This window comes from Paenibacillus sp. FSL R5-0923 (assembly GCF_038009145.1).
In the GTDB taxonomy this organism is placed as follows: domain Bacteria; phylum Bacillota; class Bacilli; order Paenibacillales; family Paenibacillaceae; genus Paenibacillus_AQ.
Map to the genome: position 1 here is coordinate 483,203 of NZ_JBBPAT010000002.1, position 18,562 is coordinate 501,764.

The window sequence follows — 18,562 nt, forward strand, 5'->3', positions numbered from 1 at the left end:
CTTATTATTACAAATAGGTCGAATTCTAATGTACAAAGTACAACAGAATCCTATTTTCCTATAAAAAAGAATGCATCTATTGCACAAACTGCAATAGATGCATCAAAAAAAGTATTCTTAGAAGTAGAAGCCGAACCTAGCACAACGCTCGTTCGTGCCGCTGGCTAGATCATTCTATTGATATTTAACCACAATTGCGTTGCTAATCTGGCGCCCAGGGGTCGTGAGATATTTGCCATTGTAGTATAATCCGCTTGATGCGCCGCCATCCAGATTCATGGCTTGATACGCTCCAGCCTGCTTCATCATTTCTGCGAGCTGTGGGATAGTAGCTCCACCAGTAGTTAGCAGAATTAGCTTGTGGTCGCGAGTGAGGCCGAGTGCGCTGCGGGCTCCGCCGCCTGTTAAGATTTTGGCATCTTTGAAGCCTTCTGCTGCAACATTAAGAGATACCTTACCATTCACAAGCAGACGTGGTCCGGCTTGGAGCGCCCCTTCCATAGATCCGGAAGCGAAATGGTTCGTAAACTCTAGTCCGGGAATAAGCGAGGCCAGGTGATTGCTATCATAGGTGAAAATCGTGCGGCGATCTCCAGAGCTGTTTTTGAGCATTTTTCCACCACTGACCATGTAACCGTAAGGAGCTTTGTAGGCCCCTTTAGTGTAGGCATCAAAGAACGTACCATTAATAGCCACTACGGCATTATTGCGCTTGGCTAGACTGCTCAGGTCCTCCACTTTTCCTACCGTATTTCCTGCTAGTACAACGTCGAGCTTCACTTTAGGATGCAGTAGGGATACCGTAACCGTTTGGGCTTTGAAGGATCTGCCGCCCACCTTGAAAGTTTTACTAGCACTGACAACGGGGGAGGAATCTGCTTTGATAAGTGCGCCAGTCAGTACAGGTACCGTTGATGAAACCCCGTTATTAGTAAGGGTTACAGAAGAGGCTTCCTGATTCCACTCTAATTGAAAGCCCAGCGTTTTGCTGATAAAAGACAAAGGGATATATACCGTACCGTTATCACTAAAAGCGGAATCGGTTAGTGTAACTGGCTTGTCGTTGACTAGCGCAGCTGCTTGTCCTACAGTAAGTGTAATCTTAGTGTCTGCGTTCGTAATGGTTATACGTTTGTCACTAGCATTCATTTCAGCATGTATACCAGTGAAATTATTTAAGAGACGCAGCGGGATGTACGAGTGATTATTCTTGGTCACATACACGGTGTTTTTCGGAACCGGAGCAGCACCAGCAGTGGAGGAACAAACTGTGTAAACCGGAACCAAACATAGTAGAAATGCGAGAAAGAACGGAAACAATAACTTTTTCATATTAACCAAAATCTCCTTATCCTGTAGCTGATGTAAAAAGCGGTAAGGTTTATTATACCTCAAGTTCTAAAACATGGATAACCTCATTTTTCAAATACTCATGGAAAGATTCTGATAGAATGTAGATACCATTACAAGAATAGTACTAGAACTCAACAACTAAAGGGAGATCTTTATGACTACAATAGGTTTAATTCGCCATGGAAGTACCGCGTGGAATAAAGAAGGCAGAGCGCAAGGGCATACGGATAATCCATTGGATGCTGAGGGTGTGCAGCAGGCGGTTCTTCTTGCTGAACGGCTCAGCACTGAACAATGGGACTATTTATATTCGAGTGATCTGCTTAGAGCGCGACAAACAGCAGAGGTAATTGCAACAAGGCTTGGCATGGAGATCGCCGGTTTAGTACCAGGGATCCGTGAGATGAACGCAGGGCAGATTGAAGGTACTACGGAACAAGATCGCGTTGAACGATGGGGAAGTGAGTGGAAGAAGTTAGATTTGGGACTGGAAAGTCCGGAGGCTAGTGAGATCAGAGGCAGTCAGGCTATCGAAGATATCGCGGAGAAACATCCGGGCAGTCGTATATTGGTCGTTAGCCATGGTGCGATTTTACGGAGTAGTCTTAGAAGACTTTTTCCAGAACTGAATGTAACTGTTTTGCTGAGTAATACATCTATCACTCGGATTATTAAATCCGATTCGACATGGAATTGCGAACTATACAATTGTGCACGGCATTTGAAGATATAATTAGTGTTCAGATAATGTTCAGAGCATTTTAATATAGTAATTGCTCAGATAGTTAATCATTTTTGTAGTCAGAAGGATGTGCGAATTTAAGGTGGCAGAGGTCCAGATTTACTTACAAACGTTATTCTCCATTCTCATCGCAGCAGCGGCCGGTTATTTAGTGCTAAGACTTTACCGGGATATTTCATCTAAAACGCCTCAAAAAAGAGCGATTCATACCGGTCTTTCCGTGATCATTATCGTCGCCTCCCTATGGATCATGCACCAGCTAGGTGTAGAAACCTTACTGGGAAATGAAGTGGCCGATGATGGGGTTATTATACCGCTGTTGGTCTATAGTCTTACGATAGCCCTATGTATGTTTTTACTTACACGCATGAACCTAGTATTGGCTGAAAGAGAGCAATTGAAAGAACTGGCGTATAAGGATGCTTTAACGGGGTTATTGAATAAGAATGGAATGGATCATTTTTGGGATCGATGCAAAGTAAATGAGCAGCTTGCTGTTTTGTTTCTGGATCTGAATCGTTTCAAATCGATCAATGACAGCTTGGGGCATCATGTGGGGGACTTATTGCTGCAAGAAGTGGGTAAAAACCTAATTCAATTCTCCAGCAAAAGAAAACGTCATATTTTCCGCGTCGGCGGGGATGAATTTGTGATTGTCGCCAAAGGTAGCACTCAGAAGGAAGCGGAGCAGCTTGCTGTGCGGATTCTGGAGAAGACGACTAAGAGTTACCAGCTTGGCGAACATAACTTGTTCGTATCCATGAGTATAGGGATCAGCATAAGTCATGGTAAGGTAGATCATTTTAGACTGCTAAATGAAGCAGATACAGCGATGTACGCTGCCAAACAGCTTGGTACGGGGCGTTACTCCGTCTATAAGAATTAGAATGAGTTGGTATAAAATACAAGCGGCAGCCATGGACCTCTACAATAGGTCTGATATGCTCCCCATACGGTAGACAGGCGAAATAAAAAAACCTGCTACTGTGAGGGGAGCTTATTCATGTCTAGAGGGAAATATAACGCTTTGGAGAAACTCACCATCCTCGAAGAGGTATCGAATGGGGAGATTGGTTTTTTAGCAGCTGCGACGAAATATGGGATTAACAAGACGACTTTAATGAAATGGCAACGTCGATATAAGACACATGGATATAAAGGGTTGGAGCGCCGTACACATCTTCAAAGGTACAGTGCTGAACTGAAGATCCAGGCGGTGAAGGACTATCTTGAGGGGGACTTGTCTCAGTATCAGATCATCGATAAATACAAGATTGCTAGTACGAGGCAGCTCTTCAATTGGATTAACAAGTATAATGGTCATAGCAGCTTAACAGCCTACAAAGGGGAAAGAAAAGCTATGACAAAAGGGCGAACTACGACTTGGCAAGAACGGATCGAAATCGTTCAGTATTGTCTGAGCAATCAATATGATTACCAAAAGACAGCTGGACAGTTTCAGGTCTCCTATCAGCAAGTATACCAATGGGTGAAGAAGTTTGAAGGTGGCGGCCAGGATGCATTAAAGGATGGTCGAGGAAGAAAAAAAGCCCCAGAAGAGTTAACGGCGGCCGACCAACAGAAACTCAAGATGAAGCAAATGGAGTACGAAATTGAGCGACTTCGGACGGAAAATGCATTTTTAAAAAAGTTAGAGGAACTAGAAAGAAGGCGACGCTAAATCAAACACGGCAGGAAACGATCTACCTTGCCATTCAAGCACTTCAAAAGGACGTGTCAGCAAGCGTTCAACTGCTATGCGAAATTGCAGGAATTGCACGCTCAAGCTATTACAAATGGCTAAATCGCAAGCCCAGCCCTCGTGAGCAGGAGAATGAGCAGTTGATCCATGTAATGATGACCATCTATGAGAAAGTGGAGCGCACTTTTGGGTACCGTCAATTAACTCTGCATATGCGCAGACAAACCGAAAAAACCATTAACCACAAGCGCGTAAAGCGGCTAATGAAGGTCATGGGAATTCAGTCCGTTATTCGGAGAAAGAGGAAAAAGTATGCCAATGCTACTCCACAACAGGTCGCGGAGAACGTCCTAAACCGCAACTTCCATGCGGATACGCCGAATGAAAAGTGGCTCACCGATGTAACGGAATTCAAGTATGGCAACGGCCAGAAAGCGTATTTAAGCGCTATTCTCGATCTCCATGATAAATCCATCGTCTCTTATGTATTAGGGCGTTCCAATAACAATCCACTTGTATTCCAAACGTTGAAACTCGCCTTACAAGAAGCCCCAGAAAACAGCCCATTGCTTCATAGCGATAGAGGCTATCAGTACACTTCACTGAGCTTTAAGAAGCTTCTGGATGGCAACAAAATGGTTCAGAGTATGTCCCGAGTTGGGCGATGCATCGATAACGGTCCAATGGAATCCTTCTGGGGGACCTTAAAATGTGAGAAGTATTATTTGCACAAGTACCATACCTTTGAAGAGCTTAAAAGGGACATTGAGGCCTACATTCACTTTTACAATTACGAACGGTTACAAGCAAAATTAAACGGCCGTAGTCCGATGGAATTTAGGACCAAGGCCGTTTAAACGATTTTGATTATTTGTACTGTCTACTTGACGGGGTGCAGTTCAGTCCTAGACTGCCGCTATTTTTATTGGACTAACTATTCCCTTTGAAATGAAATTATGCGCCAGGCGAATGAATGCTGTTAGTCACATCCTTGCGGCCTTTCATGAGGAACAAGCAGACAAGAGCAACTGCCATACTAATCGCCGCCACGTAGAACAGGATCGAGTAATCAAAGATATCAATCATAAGTCCCAATAGTGGAGGCGAACTGATGGCCGCAAGGGAAGAGACGAGATAATACATCCCTGTTCGTGTACCAATACTCTCTTCTGTCCCTGTTGCCACAACATAAGGATAGGAATTGATATTAATACAAGCCCAGAAGACTCCACCTAGCAACAGTAACCCTCGAAGGAGCAATAAGTCCTTTGCAAAACCGACGAGAGCAAAAATGGTCATTAGTCCGCATACGCCGATGATGATCATTTTTTTCTTCCCGAATCTTCCGCCCAGCCAACCGCTCGGAATGGCGAACAGCACGAAGGCCAAAGAGAAGAAAGTGAGCGAGAAGGAGGCCGCCTGTTCGCTTAGGCCGAGATGATGTTTGCCATATAAGGTAAACAGTGTCTCAACGCCTTGATATGCTACGAACCAGAAGAAAATCGCCGCTAGCAAAAATACTGTGGTACGGTCAAGCTGACTTCGAAAGGAAATACGAGAGGGCTTGGTGGCAGTAGCTGCTTCTGAAGGAAGCTTCATTTGTACGTTTACGCCATCCCGATTTTCTTTAATAAAGCGTGATACGATAAACAGACATAATAAGGTAATCAGTCCAGCAACGATAAACGGTAGCGCTGGGTTTGATTTATACAGGATAGAACCTACGCCAAAAGCGAGAATAGAACCGAACCCACCCATGAAATTAATCAGCCCGTTGGCCTTCGTACGCTGCTCTTCTGGCGTAATGTCCGGCATGAGGGCGACGGTTGGTGAACGGTATAAGCTCATGGCCAGATTCATTAGCATCATAAACAACAGAAGTGTAAATAGTCCGGTATGAAACGGAATCAGCATGGTTAGCACGGCAGCGAAAGGCATACCAATCATAAGATAAGGCATTCTGCGTCCAAAACGCGAGGTAGTGCGGTCACTACGGTTGCCAATCCAAGGCTGCAGGAATAAGGCAAAGTAATTATCAATCGTCATCAAGAAGCTGATAAGTGCCACACTATGTACGTATTTTTCTAGAAAAAAGGGTACAAATGCGTTATACAGACTCCACGTAATGCTGATGCTGAAAAAGCCGAATCCGAGCAACCAGACTTTTTTCACACAGTCACACTCCCTTATTATTTAGCTAGAAGCCCAGCCAGCACATCTGGATGATCTGTAATAATACCTGACACTCCAGCTTCGATTAAAGCCTTCATCCGCTCTGGATCATTAACGGTCCAAGGATGATAAGCGATGCCATGCTTAGCGGCTTCTTCGACGAATTCAGGAAGTACTGCTTGATGATAAGCATGTAGTGCGTTTGCGCCAAGCGTAGCTGCATAATCCCAAGGACGATACAGACCTTCCCCGTATAGAATTCCTGTCTTGATCTCAGGTGCGATCGTTTTACTGTGAGCTAATGAATAATGGTTAAAGCTTGAAAAAATCACGCGATCGCTCATCTTGAACTCCCGTACAGCCGCGATAACCTTTTCCTCCATACCCGGGTAAAAGAAAGTACCATTTTTAAACTCGATGTTCAGTACTGTATCTCGACCTTGCAGCAGATCTAACAAATCTTCTAGCAAGGGGAGTTTCTCGCCTTTGAACTCGGGACTGAACCAAGAGCCCGCGTCCACTTCCAGAATTTCTGCAAGGGTTTTATCCTTCACATAGCCACTTCCGCTTGTCGTACGGTTTAGGGTTTCATCATGAATAAGAACAAGCCCGCCATCCTTGGTCATTTGTACATCGGTTTCAATTCCGGTTGCACCTAACTCAAGACCTTTGCGGAACGCTGCCATAGTATTTTCCGGACACACTGCCGATGCGCCGCGATGCGCAAAATTAATAATGTTTTTCATCAGCTATTCATCCCTCCAACTTAGTGTTTGCTGTCGCCCTGTAGACGAGGGCTACTTTTCATATTCCACACGAAGACAAGAAACCCTGTCTAGAAATTCTGACAGGGCTCTATTTCTTGAAATTTAACATGCAGTTAACCTTCTGCAAATTCTTGCCTCAATGATTCATAGCGCCATAAGGAATCCGTTCCAGCAGACCTGATCCATAGATGTTTTGCAGCTTTAGCTCTGGCATATGAATATAACCGATATAACAGTCGCATACCTTCATTCGGCAGGCTCTTACAGCGGATAGACCTTCCAAGCCATCGCGGTAGAGATTGCCTATGACACCTCTGTCCTTATAGCAGCGTTTCACCAGTCCAGCGCCTTGTACATAAAAGACTTCATTTCCAGCGTTGCAGGTTTGACCAAGGCTCTCGTAATCCATAGCATTCACAGCAAAATGCGGATCAATTTTGCTAAGAATAGAAAGATCCTCGGCAGTATAGTAATCCGGTTTATCTTTATAAGCATTGACCCATAGATATACACTCTCCGGTAATGCTGCGCGAAGCGAGGCTATAGCAGGAAAGGCGCTGCGGATCCCAACGCTCCCAACACTGAAAGGCATATTATTCTCATACAAGGTCATGCATTGCGTTAGAAACTTATCCTCGCTCACCTGACCGGAGTGGTAAGTAGCCCAAAAGGCAGCCTTGTTTCGATTCAGCTTATGAATGAAGTCAAGATTTGCTGAAAGGTTCGTCTGAATGGCTACCTTCTCCACATGCTCCATATTGGAGAGCGAGATCATCGCTTCTTTGTACCAGCGATGAATCAGCCCTTCGCCATAAGGATTGAAAAAGATAGACAGCCGATGGCCCGTTGTACCTTGCAGAGAGGCCCACTCGACAAAGGTTTCCAATCCTTGTCGATCCTTCGCGAGAGTGGCTGCGCTGTCTCTTGTTTTGCCGAAAGGACAGTAGGGGCAGTCATAGTTGCAGGAGGTGAGAGACCCACGGTAGTAGAGGACCGCATTCATGGCAATACGAACCTTTCCATCTGCTCTCGTATCTCTCCTGAAATAAACCAATCACCGATGGAATCGGAGTAGCCCATGCCTTCAGTAGTGAGGCGTAAAACTCCATCTTCTTCTTTCCCTAAGCCGGTATGAAGCAGGTTAGACAGTTCAGGATAATCACTCCAGAGTGAATTTCCGAAGCGCAGACTATAATCTTCAAGCCTCAGACCTTCACTATGTAAAATCGCCTTTAGAATAAAGCGACGCTTCTGTTCTTCCAGACTTAGCACAATTCCGTAATCTGCCGTATCGTAACGATCTGTACTGACGTAATCGGCAATAATGCTCTCGGTTGCTTTACGGCTCACCCCATAACGGGAAGCGTAATGCACATTGCGGGTATAGGACCTAGCCCCGCAGCCTAGCCCGACCATTCCTTCTTCCTGACAGCTGTAGTCAAGAATGCTTTTATCCGTTCCTGCGGTTTCCTTGGCGAAACGACGCATGGAATATTGGCGATAACCTCTGGCTTTAAGCAGCTGCCCAGCGGCCTTGTAGCAGTCTAGGCGAATATCCTCCTGGCGCTGGATATCCCCTGGCTTTACGATGGTGTGCTCACGGGTGTAGAGCGGATAAATAAAGATTTCCTCAGGATTATAGCTAAGCGTCTGATTTAGCGAATACAGCCAAGAGTCGACGGACTGCCCCGGAAGACCATAGATCAGATCCAAATTTAGAATGGGAAAATCATATTTTCCCAGCAGCTCTAGTGCGCGATACACCTCATCCGGATTTTGTGGGCGATAGATGGCCGCCGATTCAGCTGCGACAAAGCTTTGAATGCCCATGCTGACCCGATCCACCGTATATTCTTTTAGAATATTCAGCTTCTCTTCGGTGATCGTCTCCGGTGAAGTTTCCACTGAGATGGAGGCTGAGCTAATATCCAATCCCATCGTATCAACGGCAATGTGGAACAAACGGCGCAGTTGATCTGCCGCCAGTAATGTAGGCGTACCCCCACCAATCGCGAAACGGGCATACGGCTTATGTTTGGTGAACGCGGCCCACTGCTTGGCTTGACGTTCTAGCGCGTCTACGTATGTAGCGTGAACATTCGCGCGTTTATCAGGCAAGGTGAACAGGTTGCAGAATCCACAGCGAGCACCGCAAAACGGGATATGCATATATAGAAAAAAAGATTCTGCAGGCTCATCTCGCCATAAGGATTCTAGTGGTATCGGAGGCTGTAGATCCCTGTAAGCTGTTTTGTGTGGATAGGAATACAGATAAGATCGGTAAGGGTTAGCAGTAATATTGTCTTTCCATTGGTGAAGCTCTTCTAAAGAGAAGGACGATAACGTCATAACAGTTCTCCATCCTTTCCTTTTATAAAATAAATTCCCGATAAGGGACGTTCCATACGGTCTCGTGAGCCAAGCGATGCCCCTGATAGCCATCTTCGCCAAAAGCAGTTCCATGATCAGAAAACGCCAGACAGAAGGTAGGATTACCGCGTTCCCGGAAGGCATCGAATAATCGGCCCAGTTCACCATCCACATATCGGAGTGCTGCGCGCTGGCTGTCTACGGAGTCCTTTTTAGCACCGGGTATAAAATAATGGTTCGGCCCGTGAATGGCTGAGACATTGAGGAACATGAACAATCTTTGTTCGCCCGGAGTATCCTTCAGCAGCTTCAAGGCATGATTCACCTGATGCTCTGTGGAACGCGGATTGGTGACCCCGAACGTCATCCGCCAGTAGCTTTGCTGGAAATAGCTTGGTAACACACGAGCGAGTGGATTTTTTTTGGTGAAAAAAATAACGCCCCCAATACAAACCGTACGGTAGCCCTCGGCAGCAAGCCCGGATACGATATCGGGTGTATCGAACAGCCAGGTATGGGGATGCGTCTTCATTCCGGTGTTTCGGGAATGGAACATTCGGATATGTTCCGTCTTATCCGTTGTGGCTGGAGTAGGCAAAAAACCGCCGAAGAAGGCGTGATGAGCCGCATAGGTAAAGCTGCCTGGGGTATGTCTTTTCTCCCATGATCCGGTTCCGCACAAGTTCGGGCAGTTTGATTCTTCCATAACAGCAGCATCATAACGAAGAGTATCGAGTGTGATCATAAGAATGTCATGAGTGCCGACGATGGTGTTCATATCCATTAAGATAATCCTTCCTTTATAAGCGGTGTGGAGGGAGGTGTGATATAGTCTCTAGCCGACAATACCTTCATTTCCCATTCGTAGGTGCTGCAGCCGCGGTATTTCACATCGTACAGCAAGTCGCCAAATGGATTGACATCCGCGACAAAACATTGCTGTGAACCCTCGGATACGAGTACATCGATTCCGGCTACCCCGGAACGGGGAAAAGCAGCCAGTGCTTGCACAGCGGTATTCCGCACCTGCTCCTGTACGGATTCAGACAGACCGGCTTCCGAAAGAGACATCCGCTGGTTGCGTAAATGCAGATTCGTAATTGGTGTAGGGCTGACCCGAGCAACCGCGTGGCAGGCCTCGCGGAGAACGACTAGCTGGCGAATATCGAATGCTTTTCCCTTAAGCCCCGCTTTAGGGATCCATTGCTCAGCATAAGCACCGTGCTGGTAGATCCAGTTCATAATTCCCGAGATTGTGGCGGTATCCGTGTACCGTCGCAGTTTACCGGAATTATAGTAAATGGGTGGTCGAGTGATGTAATCCTCGACCCCCACTGTTGTTAAGGCAATTTCGGCCCCCGTCACAGGATGGATTTGATAGGCGATCACTCCAGAAGCGGCAGAACCAAAGGCTAGCTTAATGAATACCCGGTGCATGCGCCGGGATAACATCATCTCCCGGAGAGAGTCATAATCCGTAGGCTGCTGATCTTCGCCTACTGGGCGAGGGATTGGAATCCCTGCCTCGCTCAGAATCTGTTGTGTCTGGCGTTTATCGGTCATGGCCGCAATGTCAGTAGGGTCATTTAACCACAGTGAACCTGGACACGCGGTGTTGGCCTCTCGCTGTAGTCTAGCCAGCATTCGGCAGTAGCCACGGAACCATTGTGATGGATGATGCAGGACACCTTGTATTTCCTTCAATTGATGGGCTACCTTCACGCGGAGTGGTCGCGGATCAGGCCTATCGGCGAAGGGATGAAGGGAATCGTCCATATCATCCGAATCCGGTGCACCCAGAGCGATAATGGCTCGTTCTATCTCGAAGCTGCTGCCAGGCGATTCCAGTCTCAGTAGCGGGGGAGCTGCACTGAGATCTACTCCGTTATAAACGGAGGACTGACGGGATATCTGTTTCTTCTGCTCTTCCATAAGATCACCTAACGATCTTCCTTGCAGAAACTCAGCGTACGATAAAATAATGGCAGGGGGCATTCCAAGATCGGAACGCGCTTGCTGGATGCCGCTAGTCCGTTTATCACCGGGAATACCGATAACGATCATCGGCCTCATGAGAGGCTCACTCTGTGATGGAAGGATAACGCCAGTCTTCCTCATCATCGCTTTCCTGCTTGTCGCTAACATCAACAGGCAATCCACTTTGCTTCCAGCGGGTAATCATCTCGTCAGACATATAATGATGGCTTAGGTTTAATGCTTTTAATTTTTTGATTCTGTCGCTGGCTAGAAGCAATTCTGCCCCCTCATCGCTTAGGGTACCGAGTGATAGATCGAGCGTATCTAGCTGATCCAGAATAGGAGCATTTGCTAATGCACCTGCGATCTCATCTTGGATCTGGCTATTTTTTAAACCTAGATAAGTAAGCTTAGGGAACTTTCCTACTTCTATAAGAGGGAGAAGATCTACTAGGCTGCCGTCAAATCCGTAGTTATCTACGCCGAGATATAGCTCCAGCTTGCGCAAATTCGGCAATTGGCTAGTTGCAATCTGTTCAAGAACGGCTTTACCTAAGCCTCCACTTATAATAATCAGTTCTTCTAGCTTGTCGTGTTTGAGTCCTGAGAGGCTCAGCTCATTCCCACCTTGAATCGTGAGTGACTGTAGCTCTGGAAAAGCAGGGAGCAACGGCGATAGATCACTTTGGGTAATCCAAGAAATCTCGCATTCCTCATAGCCCATCTCGCCTATGAAAAGCTTGCGCAAAGCAGGGAAACTAGCACTATGCGTAACCAGTGACTCTACAACTTCTTCTGAACTATTTTCGTAGGCTTGCCCCCAATCACCGATAATTAGACTTGTCAGCGAAGAACTTTCAGGGCTGCTACTAAGTTTCTCAATTTCAGTGCCAATTCTTTGGCCTTCTTCGAATTCGTCGTATCCGATACTAAGCTTTACTTCCGTCATGGGCATTCCCTCCCGGAAAAATTTAACTTCGAAAATACCCTATCATCTGTAGCCGAGGGAGTCAAATCACAGGTTTAAATAATTATAGTCAAATTCGTCATGTCCTTGAGCTAATTATTTATGGTAGGTTTATGCTAGGGAGAATTACATTATTTTGAAATATAAGAAAGTATACGTTTCACACTATGTTTTATCCTTATATTTCTCGCTAAACGCTTACCGTCCTTATAAGGACGCCGAAGGCGATTATACTTGAAGGAGCTGTTCTGATGAAGATCAAAATTCAGGAATGGATAATAGAAGCGGATATTGCAAAGCTGCAAGCGGCTATGGAAGCAGGCGTAGTCAGCTCTGAAGATTTGGTAGTAGCCTATTTGGAACGGATTCATAAGTACGATATAGACATAAACGCAATCTTAGAAATCAATCCAGAGGCTAAAGACATCGCTAGAGTACTGGATATTGAACGTAGGGAACAAGGAAGTCGGGGAAGTCTACACGGTATTCCTATATTGTTGAAGGATAATATAGATACTGCGGATGAGATGCATACGAGTGCTGGGTCAATAGCTTTAGCAGGATCATTCGCGGCAAAAGATTCCTTCGTAGCTGCGAAACTTCGGTCGGCAGGAGCTGTTTTGCTTGGAAAGGCGAATATGTCAGAGTGGTCTAACTTTATGTCTAGTTCAATGCCAGCTGGGTATAGCTCCCGGGGAGGGCTAGTGCTGAATCCTTACGGACCTGGGAGCGTATTTGTCAGCGGATCTAGTTCTGGACCTGCGGCAGCTATTGCGGCGAATTTAGCAGCAGCATCGATCGGAACGGAAACCGCAGGATCAATTGTTGGGCCAGCCTGTCAGCATGCACTCGTCGGGATCAAACCAACGGTCGGATTAGTCAGTCGTACTGGAGTGATTCCTATTTCAGTTAGTCAAGACACTCCTGGACCTATTGCTAAAACGGTTACGGATGCGGCGATTATTTTGGGGGCATTAACGGGAGTAGATGACAAGGATGAAGCAACAATATCGAGCGAGAAGCATGCTTTTACGGACTATACTCCTTTCTTAGATAAAAGCTTTATACGGCAAGCAAGAATAGGAATCCCACGGCATTATTATAACCATTTAGATGCAGAGCGACTTTCAATTATGGAAGCAGCTATCCAGACTTTGAAGAATGAAGGAGCTACGATTATAGATCCGGTTACGCTTTACGTTGAACAACAAAACTGGAATAATGATGTGATCTGTTATGAATTTAAAAAGGGGCTCAACGCGTATTTATCCCAAGTAGATGATTCCGTTCCGATTCACTCTTTGCAAGAACTGATAGCGTATAATGAGCTCCATGCTGAAATCGCATTACAATATGGGCAAGACACATTAACTAGGTCAGAGGAAGTAACTTTAACCGAAGAAGAATATCAGCAAAAGAAACAAGAATACAGAAAGCTAGCGCTCGAGCAAGGAATAGATTACGTGTTGGAACAATATAGTTTGGATGCATTATTACTGCCAGGTGATGTAGATGGCATATATATTGCGGCACGCTTGGGGTATCCGTTAATTACCGTTCCGGCAGGGTATGTAGAACAGGGCATTATTGATGCTGATGGTGATCCTACTCGGGGGCCCTTTGGTGTAGTTTTTTCCGGAAAAGCCTATAGTGAGCCTACGCTCCTATCCATAGCCTATGGGTTTGAACAAGCTACGCAGCATCGTGTTCCACCGCAACTGGAATAGGTATTGACTACTTTATTATAGAAGGAAGAGATCAGCTTGAAATATTGTCTTGAATGTGGAACAGCGTTAGTAATGAAAGAAAGCGATGGGGAAGGGCAGGTACCTTATTGTAATGCATGCGAAATGTTCAGATTCCCTATTTTTAGCACGGCGATCAGTACAGCAGTATTAAATCGGGATATGAATAAGATTCTATTGATCCAGCAGTATAACCGACCAGATTATATATTGCTTGCAGGGTACGTGAATAAAGGTGAAGATGCGGAAACCACACTTATTCGTGAGGTAAAAGAAGAGGTAGGAATGGATATTGTAGCTTATGAATATATGCGCAGCTTGTATTTCGCACCTTCTAATACGCTGATGCTGAATTTTATAGGTGTTGCAGATACGGAGGACTTAAGTCAGGTGAGTGCTGAGGTAGATCATGCAGAATGGTTTACTTTGGAAGAGGCCGCCAGTGCTATTAAAAAGAATAGTCTAGCCGAAACCTTCCTGTTGGCGATTATTGAAAAATTGCATGCAGATCAGGTACAGGTAAATCCAGTGTCGGTAGGAGGAACAATGTAAGATGATAGTATATAGCTTTCAGCGGAGAATATGAGTTTGGCGATGCCGATGGTGCAGGAGATTCTGGAGCGGAGGTAAAACAATGTTTAATCAAGAGAAAAGAACAATGACGACCGAAAGATTGATTTTGAGACCCTTTGAATTATCTGATGCAAAACGTGTCTCTGACCTCTGCAATAATTATAATATCTACAAAAGTACGTTGACTCTACCTTATCCATACACTATCGAATGTGCAATATCATGGATTGAAGCTCATGAAGAGAATTTTATCAATAATATGTATTATGAGTTTGCGATTACTGATAAAAGTACAAACGAGCTTTATGGAGCTATAGGACTGACAAATAAGCAAGCACACAGAAATGGTGAAGTTGGATATTGGATCGGTGAGGAATATTGGGGGAAAGGATACGCGACTGAAGCAACAAAAGCGATCATTGCGTTTGCTTTTTCAGAAAAGCATTATCATAAAGTATTTGCAAGACACTTTGCTTCAAATCCCAGCTCTGGGCGAGTGATGCAGAAATGTGGAATGGTGGAGGAAGGCATTTTATTACAGCATATCTATAAAGAAAATAAATATGATGACCTTATTCATTATGGAATTATAAACACTAAAGGTTAAGCTACATACAGTGAATTTTAAAGTTTTTACAAGCATATAAAACAAAAAGGAGCCGAAGGGCTCCTTTTTATAGTTCTACCATTGACCTTTGCTGACAGATCGGATGGATTTTATTATTTAAGCTTATATACACGAGCTTCATAAGGACGAAGCTGAATTGTGTTTAGTTCTTCTTCTGGATTTACTTCGTAGTTGGCAATAAGCAATTCCTTCGCTTGGAATTTCACAGTAGAAGGAAGTTCGAAAGTCGTAGGCTCTCCGAAGAAATTCAATACAACCAGTAGCTGTTCTTCTCCAAGAGTACGTAGATAAGCGTATACCTGCTCATTCTCCTCGGCCAAGATTGTATAGTTTCCGTATACGATAATCTCATGCTGCTTACGCAGTTCAATTAGCTTCTTATAGTAGTGGAAAATAGAATCGGGATCAGCCAGTGCCTTCTCTACGTTGATATCTTTGTAGTTAGGGTTCACAGCCAACCACGGATTGCCGGTAGTGAAGCCTGCCTGCGGTTCCGAGTTCCATTGCATCGGCGTACGGCCATTGTCCCGACCTTTGATGTAAATGGAATTCATGATTTTTTCTTCCGAGTGTCCGGCAGCCAAGTATTCCTTATACATATTTACAATTTCAATATCCTTGTAGTCATCGATGGAAGCAAATTGTACATTTGTCATGCCGATTTCTTCACCTTGATAGATGTAAGGTGTACCTTGGAGCGTATGAAGCAGTGTTGCTAGCATTTTGCCAGACTCTTTCGGGAACAGCTTATCATCACCAAAGCGGGATAGCATACGCGGCTGATCATGGTTGTTCATATACAAGCTGTTCCAACCCTTACCGTCGAGTGCGACTTGCCACTTGGAAATAATGGACTTAATGTCCGCCAGCTTCCAAGGTTGTACATTCCATTTACCTCCAGGACCGGAATCGACGTCCATGAGCTCGAAATGGAATACCATGTTCAGCTCGTTACGATCCTCGGAAACATACAGTGAAGCTTCTTCTGGAGTGACATTAACGGCTTCACCCACTGTCATGATATCGTACTTGGATAGCACCTCACGGTTCATTTCCTGCATATACTCATGTACGCGTGGACCGTTAACGAAATAGTCTCCACCGAAGTGGTACGTAGGCTGTTCTCCGTTACTTTCCCCAGAAACGCTAGGTAATTCCGGTACTTTGGAGATCAGGTTGATTACGTCCATGCGGAATCCGTCAATTCCTTTATCCAGCCACCAGGTCATCATATCGTAGATTTCCTTGCGGAGCTTTGGATTGTCCCAATTTAGATCGGGTTGTTTACGGGAGAATAGATGGAGGTAATATTCCTCTGATTTCTCATCGTATTCCCAAGCTGATCCACTGAAGAAGGAGCCCCAGTCGTTCGGCGGCTGTCCGTCTTTACCCGGACGCCAGATATAATAATCACGATAAGGATTGTCCTGCGATTTGCGGGACTCTACGAACCAAGCATGCTCATCTGAGGAATGGTTGACCACAAGGTCCATAATCAGCTTCATGCCACGGCTGTGAAGACCAGCAAGCAGTTCCTCCCAATCGGAGAGCGTTCCGAAATCATCCATAATACTTTGATAATTACTGATATCATAACCGTTATCGTCATTAGGCGACTGGTACACTGGGCACAGCCACACCACGTCGACACCAAGATGATTTAAATAATCAAGTTTCGAAATAATCCCTTGCAGATCACCAATACCATCCCCGTTACTGTCTTTAAAGCTACGGGGGTAAATTTGATACACTACGCTTTCTTTCCACCATTTTTTATCCAAGGTTGTAATCTCCTATCTCTATATAGATCTTACTATTTTATTTAATGGATCCTGATGTAAGTCCGCTGATAATCCATTTTTGTGCGAACAAATAGACGATGAGCATCGGGGTTAATGCGAGCAAATATGAAGCGAAAGCTAAGTTGAAATCTGTACTGAACTGCCCCTGGAATACATATTGTACCAGCGGAAGTGTGTAGGAATCCTGATCGCCGAGCAGAACCAGCGGTAGCATAAAGTCATTCCAAGTGGATAGACAAGACAGGATACCGATCGTTGCACTAACAGGAGCAAGAAGCGGAAAAATAATCTTCCAGAACGTTCCGAAGGTTGATGCACCGTCTACTGTAGCCGCTTCTTCCAGTTCATACGGAATGGAACGGATATAACCGGTGTAAACAAACACGTTAAAGGCCAGACCATATACGACGTATAGAATAATAATCCCTACAATGTTGTTCATGTGCAGATCCGTAGTCACTTTGACCACAGGCAGCATGATAATCTGGAAAGGGATAAACATTGCGCTGATAAAATAGAAGTACAGCACTTTGAAAAATCTTCGCTTCATATTACGTGCAATAGCATAGGCTACCATGGAGTTGGTAAGCAATATGAACACGACTGTTGTAATGGTAATCACGGTACTATTTCCTAATGCATTGAAGAAATTCGTTGCTTTAATCGCATTGGAGAAGTTCTCAAAATGCAGGCCAGTTGGCAGCGAGAAGATTGATTGAGCCATTTCCTCGGGATTCTTGAGTGCGATGGCAATGGTCATGTACAGCGGAAACAGGATCAGTATTGAGCCTAGGGCGATAAGAATCGTTACAGGCCAGTTGGTTGATTTTTTGATCATAAGTCCATCTCCCGTTTCTGCAGAAATTTAAGCTGAAGGGCGGAGATAACGACAATCACGATAAAATAAATCACGGCGTTCGCCGATTGATAGGCAAATTCTCCGCCTTGGAAGCCGCCTGTGTAGATTAAGTGGGCAATGGATTGCGTTGAACGACCTGGACCCCCGCCTGTCAAGGCAACGATTTGGTCGAATACCATTAGACCGCCCTTCATCGCGAGCACCATATTGATGGTGAAGAAGGAAGCAAGCATTGGAAACGTAATGCTCCAGAATTCTCTCCAGCGGCTAGCGCCGTCCAGATTGGAAGCTTCGTAAAGATCATGAGGAATGGTTTGAAGACCCGCAAGATAGAGAATCGTGTTATAAGCAATCCCCTGCCAAACGGCTACAATGACGATACCGATCCAAGCCCAGTCGGAGTTACCGAGAATGTTCTGTGATAGGAATTCGCTGCCGATTTTCGCACCCCAAATAGGGAATACATTAGCGAACAAGTAGTTAAAAATAAAACCAACAATCAATACGCTGAGGATATTCGGCAAGAAATATACGCCACGGAAAAAGTTTTTAGCTTTAATTTTGGCGTTAAGTCCAAGCGCAATCAACAAGCTGATGATATTGATAAGAATAGTGGTTAGAATGGCATATTTAAAAGTGAACACATATGAATTCAACACATTTTCATCTTGAAAAATGTTAATGAAGTTCTTAAATCCTACGTAATCAAAGCTGTCACTAAAGCCGTCCCAGTTCGTGAACGAATAATATATACCCTGGATTGCAGGAAAGGTATGGAAGGCAAAGAAAAGAAGTAATGCCGGTATAGTCATCAGATAAAAGGCGACTCGGCGTTTGGCCATCATGTAATCCTCCTCATTGTAAAAGCGAAAGAGAAGAGGGGAAGCCCCGTTCTCTTTCGCGGT

At 45.0% G+C, this 18,562-nt stretch carries 18 protein-coding genes; 7 read left to right on the forward strand and 11 right to left on the reverse strand.

The features are described from left to right. Positions 1-174: 174 nt before the first annotated feature. Entirely contained in the window at positions 175-1,332 is a 1,158-nt protein-coding gene (locus tag MKX35_RS27140) for a phosphodiester glycosidase family protein (protein WP_076299211.1), read from the reverse strand. 175 nt (positions 1,333-1,507) lie between these two features. On the opposite strand from MKX35_RS27140, the gene MKX35_RS27145 reads away from it, so the two are divergent. From MKX35_RS27145 to MKX35_RS27160, 4 genes are all read left to right on the forward strand, one after another. Next, positions 1,508-2,086 carry a histidine phosphatase family protein gene (locus tag MKX35_RS27145; RefSeq protein WP_042185403.1) on the forward strand — a complete coding sequence of 193 codons (579 nt, stop codon included), beginning with the start codon at positions 1,508-1,510 and terminating at the stop codon, positions 2,084-2,086. A 76-nt stretch (positions 2,087-2,162) separates the two neighbouring features. After that, positions 2,163-2,981, forward strand: a complete 819-nt coding sequence (locus MKX35_RS27150) for a GGDEF domain-containing protein (RefSeq protein ID WP_081382828.1) — start codon at positions 2,163-2,165, stop codon at positions 2,979-2,981. A gap of 117 nt (positions 2,982-3,098) precedes the next feature. Then, entirely contained in the window at positions 3,099-3,776 is a 678-nt protein-coding gene (locus MKX35_RS27155) for a helix-turn-helix domain-containing protein (RefSeq protein ID WP_076301172.1), read from the forward strand. After that, a complete protein-coding gene (locus MKX35_RS27160; protein WP_143759616.1) occupies positions 3,734-4,654 on the forward strand; it encodes an IS3 family transposase in 921 nt (306 codons plus the stop codon). The genes MKX35_RS27155 and MKX35_RS27160 overlap by 43 nt, the downstream gene beginning before the upstream one ends. Positions 4,655-4,751: 97 nt before the next feature. Here the strand turns inward: MKX35_RS27160 and MKX35_RS27165 are convergent, their stop codons facing one another. The 7 genes from MKX35_RS27165 to MKX35_RS27195 form a co-directional block, all read right to left on the reverse strand. Continuing rightward, the gene (locus tag MKX35_RS27165) at positions 4,752-5,969 is read right to left on the reverse strand and encodes an SLC45 family MFS transporter (protein ID WP_076301058.1); all 1,218 of its coding nucleotides are present in this window, start codon (positions 5,967-5,969) and stop codon (positions 4,752-4,754) included. Positions 5,970-5,986: 17 nt separating this feature from the next. Further along, positions 5,987-6,715: a glycerophosphodiester phosphodiesterase gene (locus MKX35_RS27170; RefSeq protein ID WP_076301059.1), complete on the reverse strand. Its 729-nt coding sequence runs from the start codon at positions 6,713-6,715 to the stop codon at positions 5,987-5,989. A 157-nt stretch (positions 6,716-6,872) separates the two neighbouring features. Then, positions 6,873-7,739 carry an STM4011 family radical SAM protein gene (locus tag MKX35_RS27175; protein WP_076301060.1) on the reverse strand — a complete coding sequence of 289 codons (867 nt, stop codon included), beginning with the start codon at positions 7,737-7,739 and terminating at the stop codon, positions 6,873-6,875. Next, complete coding sequence (locus MKX35_RS27180; protein WP_076301061.1) at positions 7,736-9,085, reverse strand: STM4012 family radical SAM protein; 1,350 nt, start codon at positions 9,083-9,085, stop codon at positions 7,736-7,738. Before MKX35_RS27180 ends, MKX35_RS27175 begins: the two co-directional genes overlap by 4 nt. A gap of 22 nt (positions 9,086-9,107) precedes the next feature. Continuing rightward, complete coding sequence (locus MKX35_RS27185) at positions 9,108-9,890, reverse strand: STM4013/SEN3800 family hydrolase (RefSeq protein WP_042185413.1); 783 nt, start codon at positions 9,888-9,890, stop codon at positions 9,108-9,110. Then, complete coding sequence (locus MKX35_RS27190) at positions 9,890-11,227, reverse strand: STM4014 family protein (RefSeq protein ID WP_256716434.1); 1,338 nt, start codon at positions 11,225-11,227, stop codon at positions 9,890-9,892. Before MKX35_RS27190 ends, MKX35_RS27185 begins: the two co-directional genes overlap by 1 nt. Then, on the reverse strand, positions 11,187-12,032 hold the full coding sequence (locus MKX35_RS27195) for an STM4015 family protein (protein WP_076301062.1): 846 nt from the start codon (positions 12,030-12,032) through the stop codon (positions 11,187-11,189). Before MKX35_RS27195 ends, MKX35_RS27190 begins: the two co-directional genes overlap by 41 nt. Positions 12,033-12,301: 269 nt before the next feature. On the opposite strand from MKX35_RS27195, the gene MKX35_RS27200 reads away from it, so the two are divergent. The 3 genes from MKX35_RS27200 to MKX35_RS27210 all read left to right on the forward strand — a co-directional run bounded on the left by MKX35_RS27200 (position 12,302) and on the right by MKX35_RS27210 (position 14,975). Then, positions 12,302-13,777: an amidase family protein gene (locus tag MKX35_RS27200; protein ID WP_076301063.1), complete on the forward strand. Its 1,476-nt coding sequence runs from the start codon at positions 12,302-12,304 to the stop codon at positions 13,775-13,777. A gap of 36 nt (positions 13,778-13,813) precedes the next feature. Then, positions 13,814-14,347, forward strand: a complete 534-nt coding sequence (locus tag MKX35_RS27205) for an NAD(+) diphosphatase (RefSeq protein ID WP_076301064.1) — start codon at positions 13,814-13,816, stop codon at positions 14,345-14,347. An 82-nt stretch (positions 14,348-14,429) separates the two neighbouring features. Then, on the forward strand, positions 14,430-14,975 hold the full coding sequence (locus tag MKX35_RS27210) for a GNAT family N-acetyltransferase (RefSeq protein WP_076301065.1): 546 nt from the start codon (positions 14,430-14,432) through the stop codon (positions 14,973-14,975). A 113-nt stretch (positions 14,976-15,088) separates the two neighbouring features. Here the strand turns inward: MKX35_RS27210 and MKX35_RS27215 are convergent, their stop codons facing one another. Genes MKX35_RS27215 through MKX35_RS27225 form a run of 3 tightly spaced genes read right to left on the reverse strand, consistent with a single transcriptional unit; the run spans position 15,089 to position 18,499 of the window. Beyond that, on the reverse strand, positions 15,089-16,777 hold the full coding sequence (locus tag MKX35_RS27215) for a glycoside hydrolase family 13 protein (protein WP_076301066.1): 1,689 nt from the start codon (positions 16,775-16,777) through the stop codon (positions 15,089-15,091). A gap of 37 nt (positions 16,778-16,814) precedes the next feature. Then, the gene (locus tag MKX35_RS27220) at positions 16,815-17,636 is read right to left on the reverse strand and encodes a carbohydrate ABC transporter permease (protein ID WP_179085741.1); all 822 of its coding nucleotides are present in this window, start codon (positions 17,634-17,636) and stop codon (positions 16,815-16,817) included. Next, the gene (locus tag MKX35_RS27225) at positions 17,633-18,499 is read right to left on the reverse strand and encodes a carbohydrate ABC transporter permease (RefSeq protein ID WP_042185429.1); all 867 of its coding nucleotides are present in this window, start codon (positions 18,497-18,499) and stop codon (positions 17,633-17,635) included. The genes MKX35_RS27220 and MKX35_RS27225 overlap by 4 nt, the downstream gene beginning before the upstream one ends. Positions 18,500-18,562 lie beyond the last annotated feature (63 nt).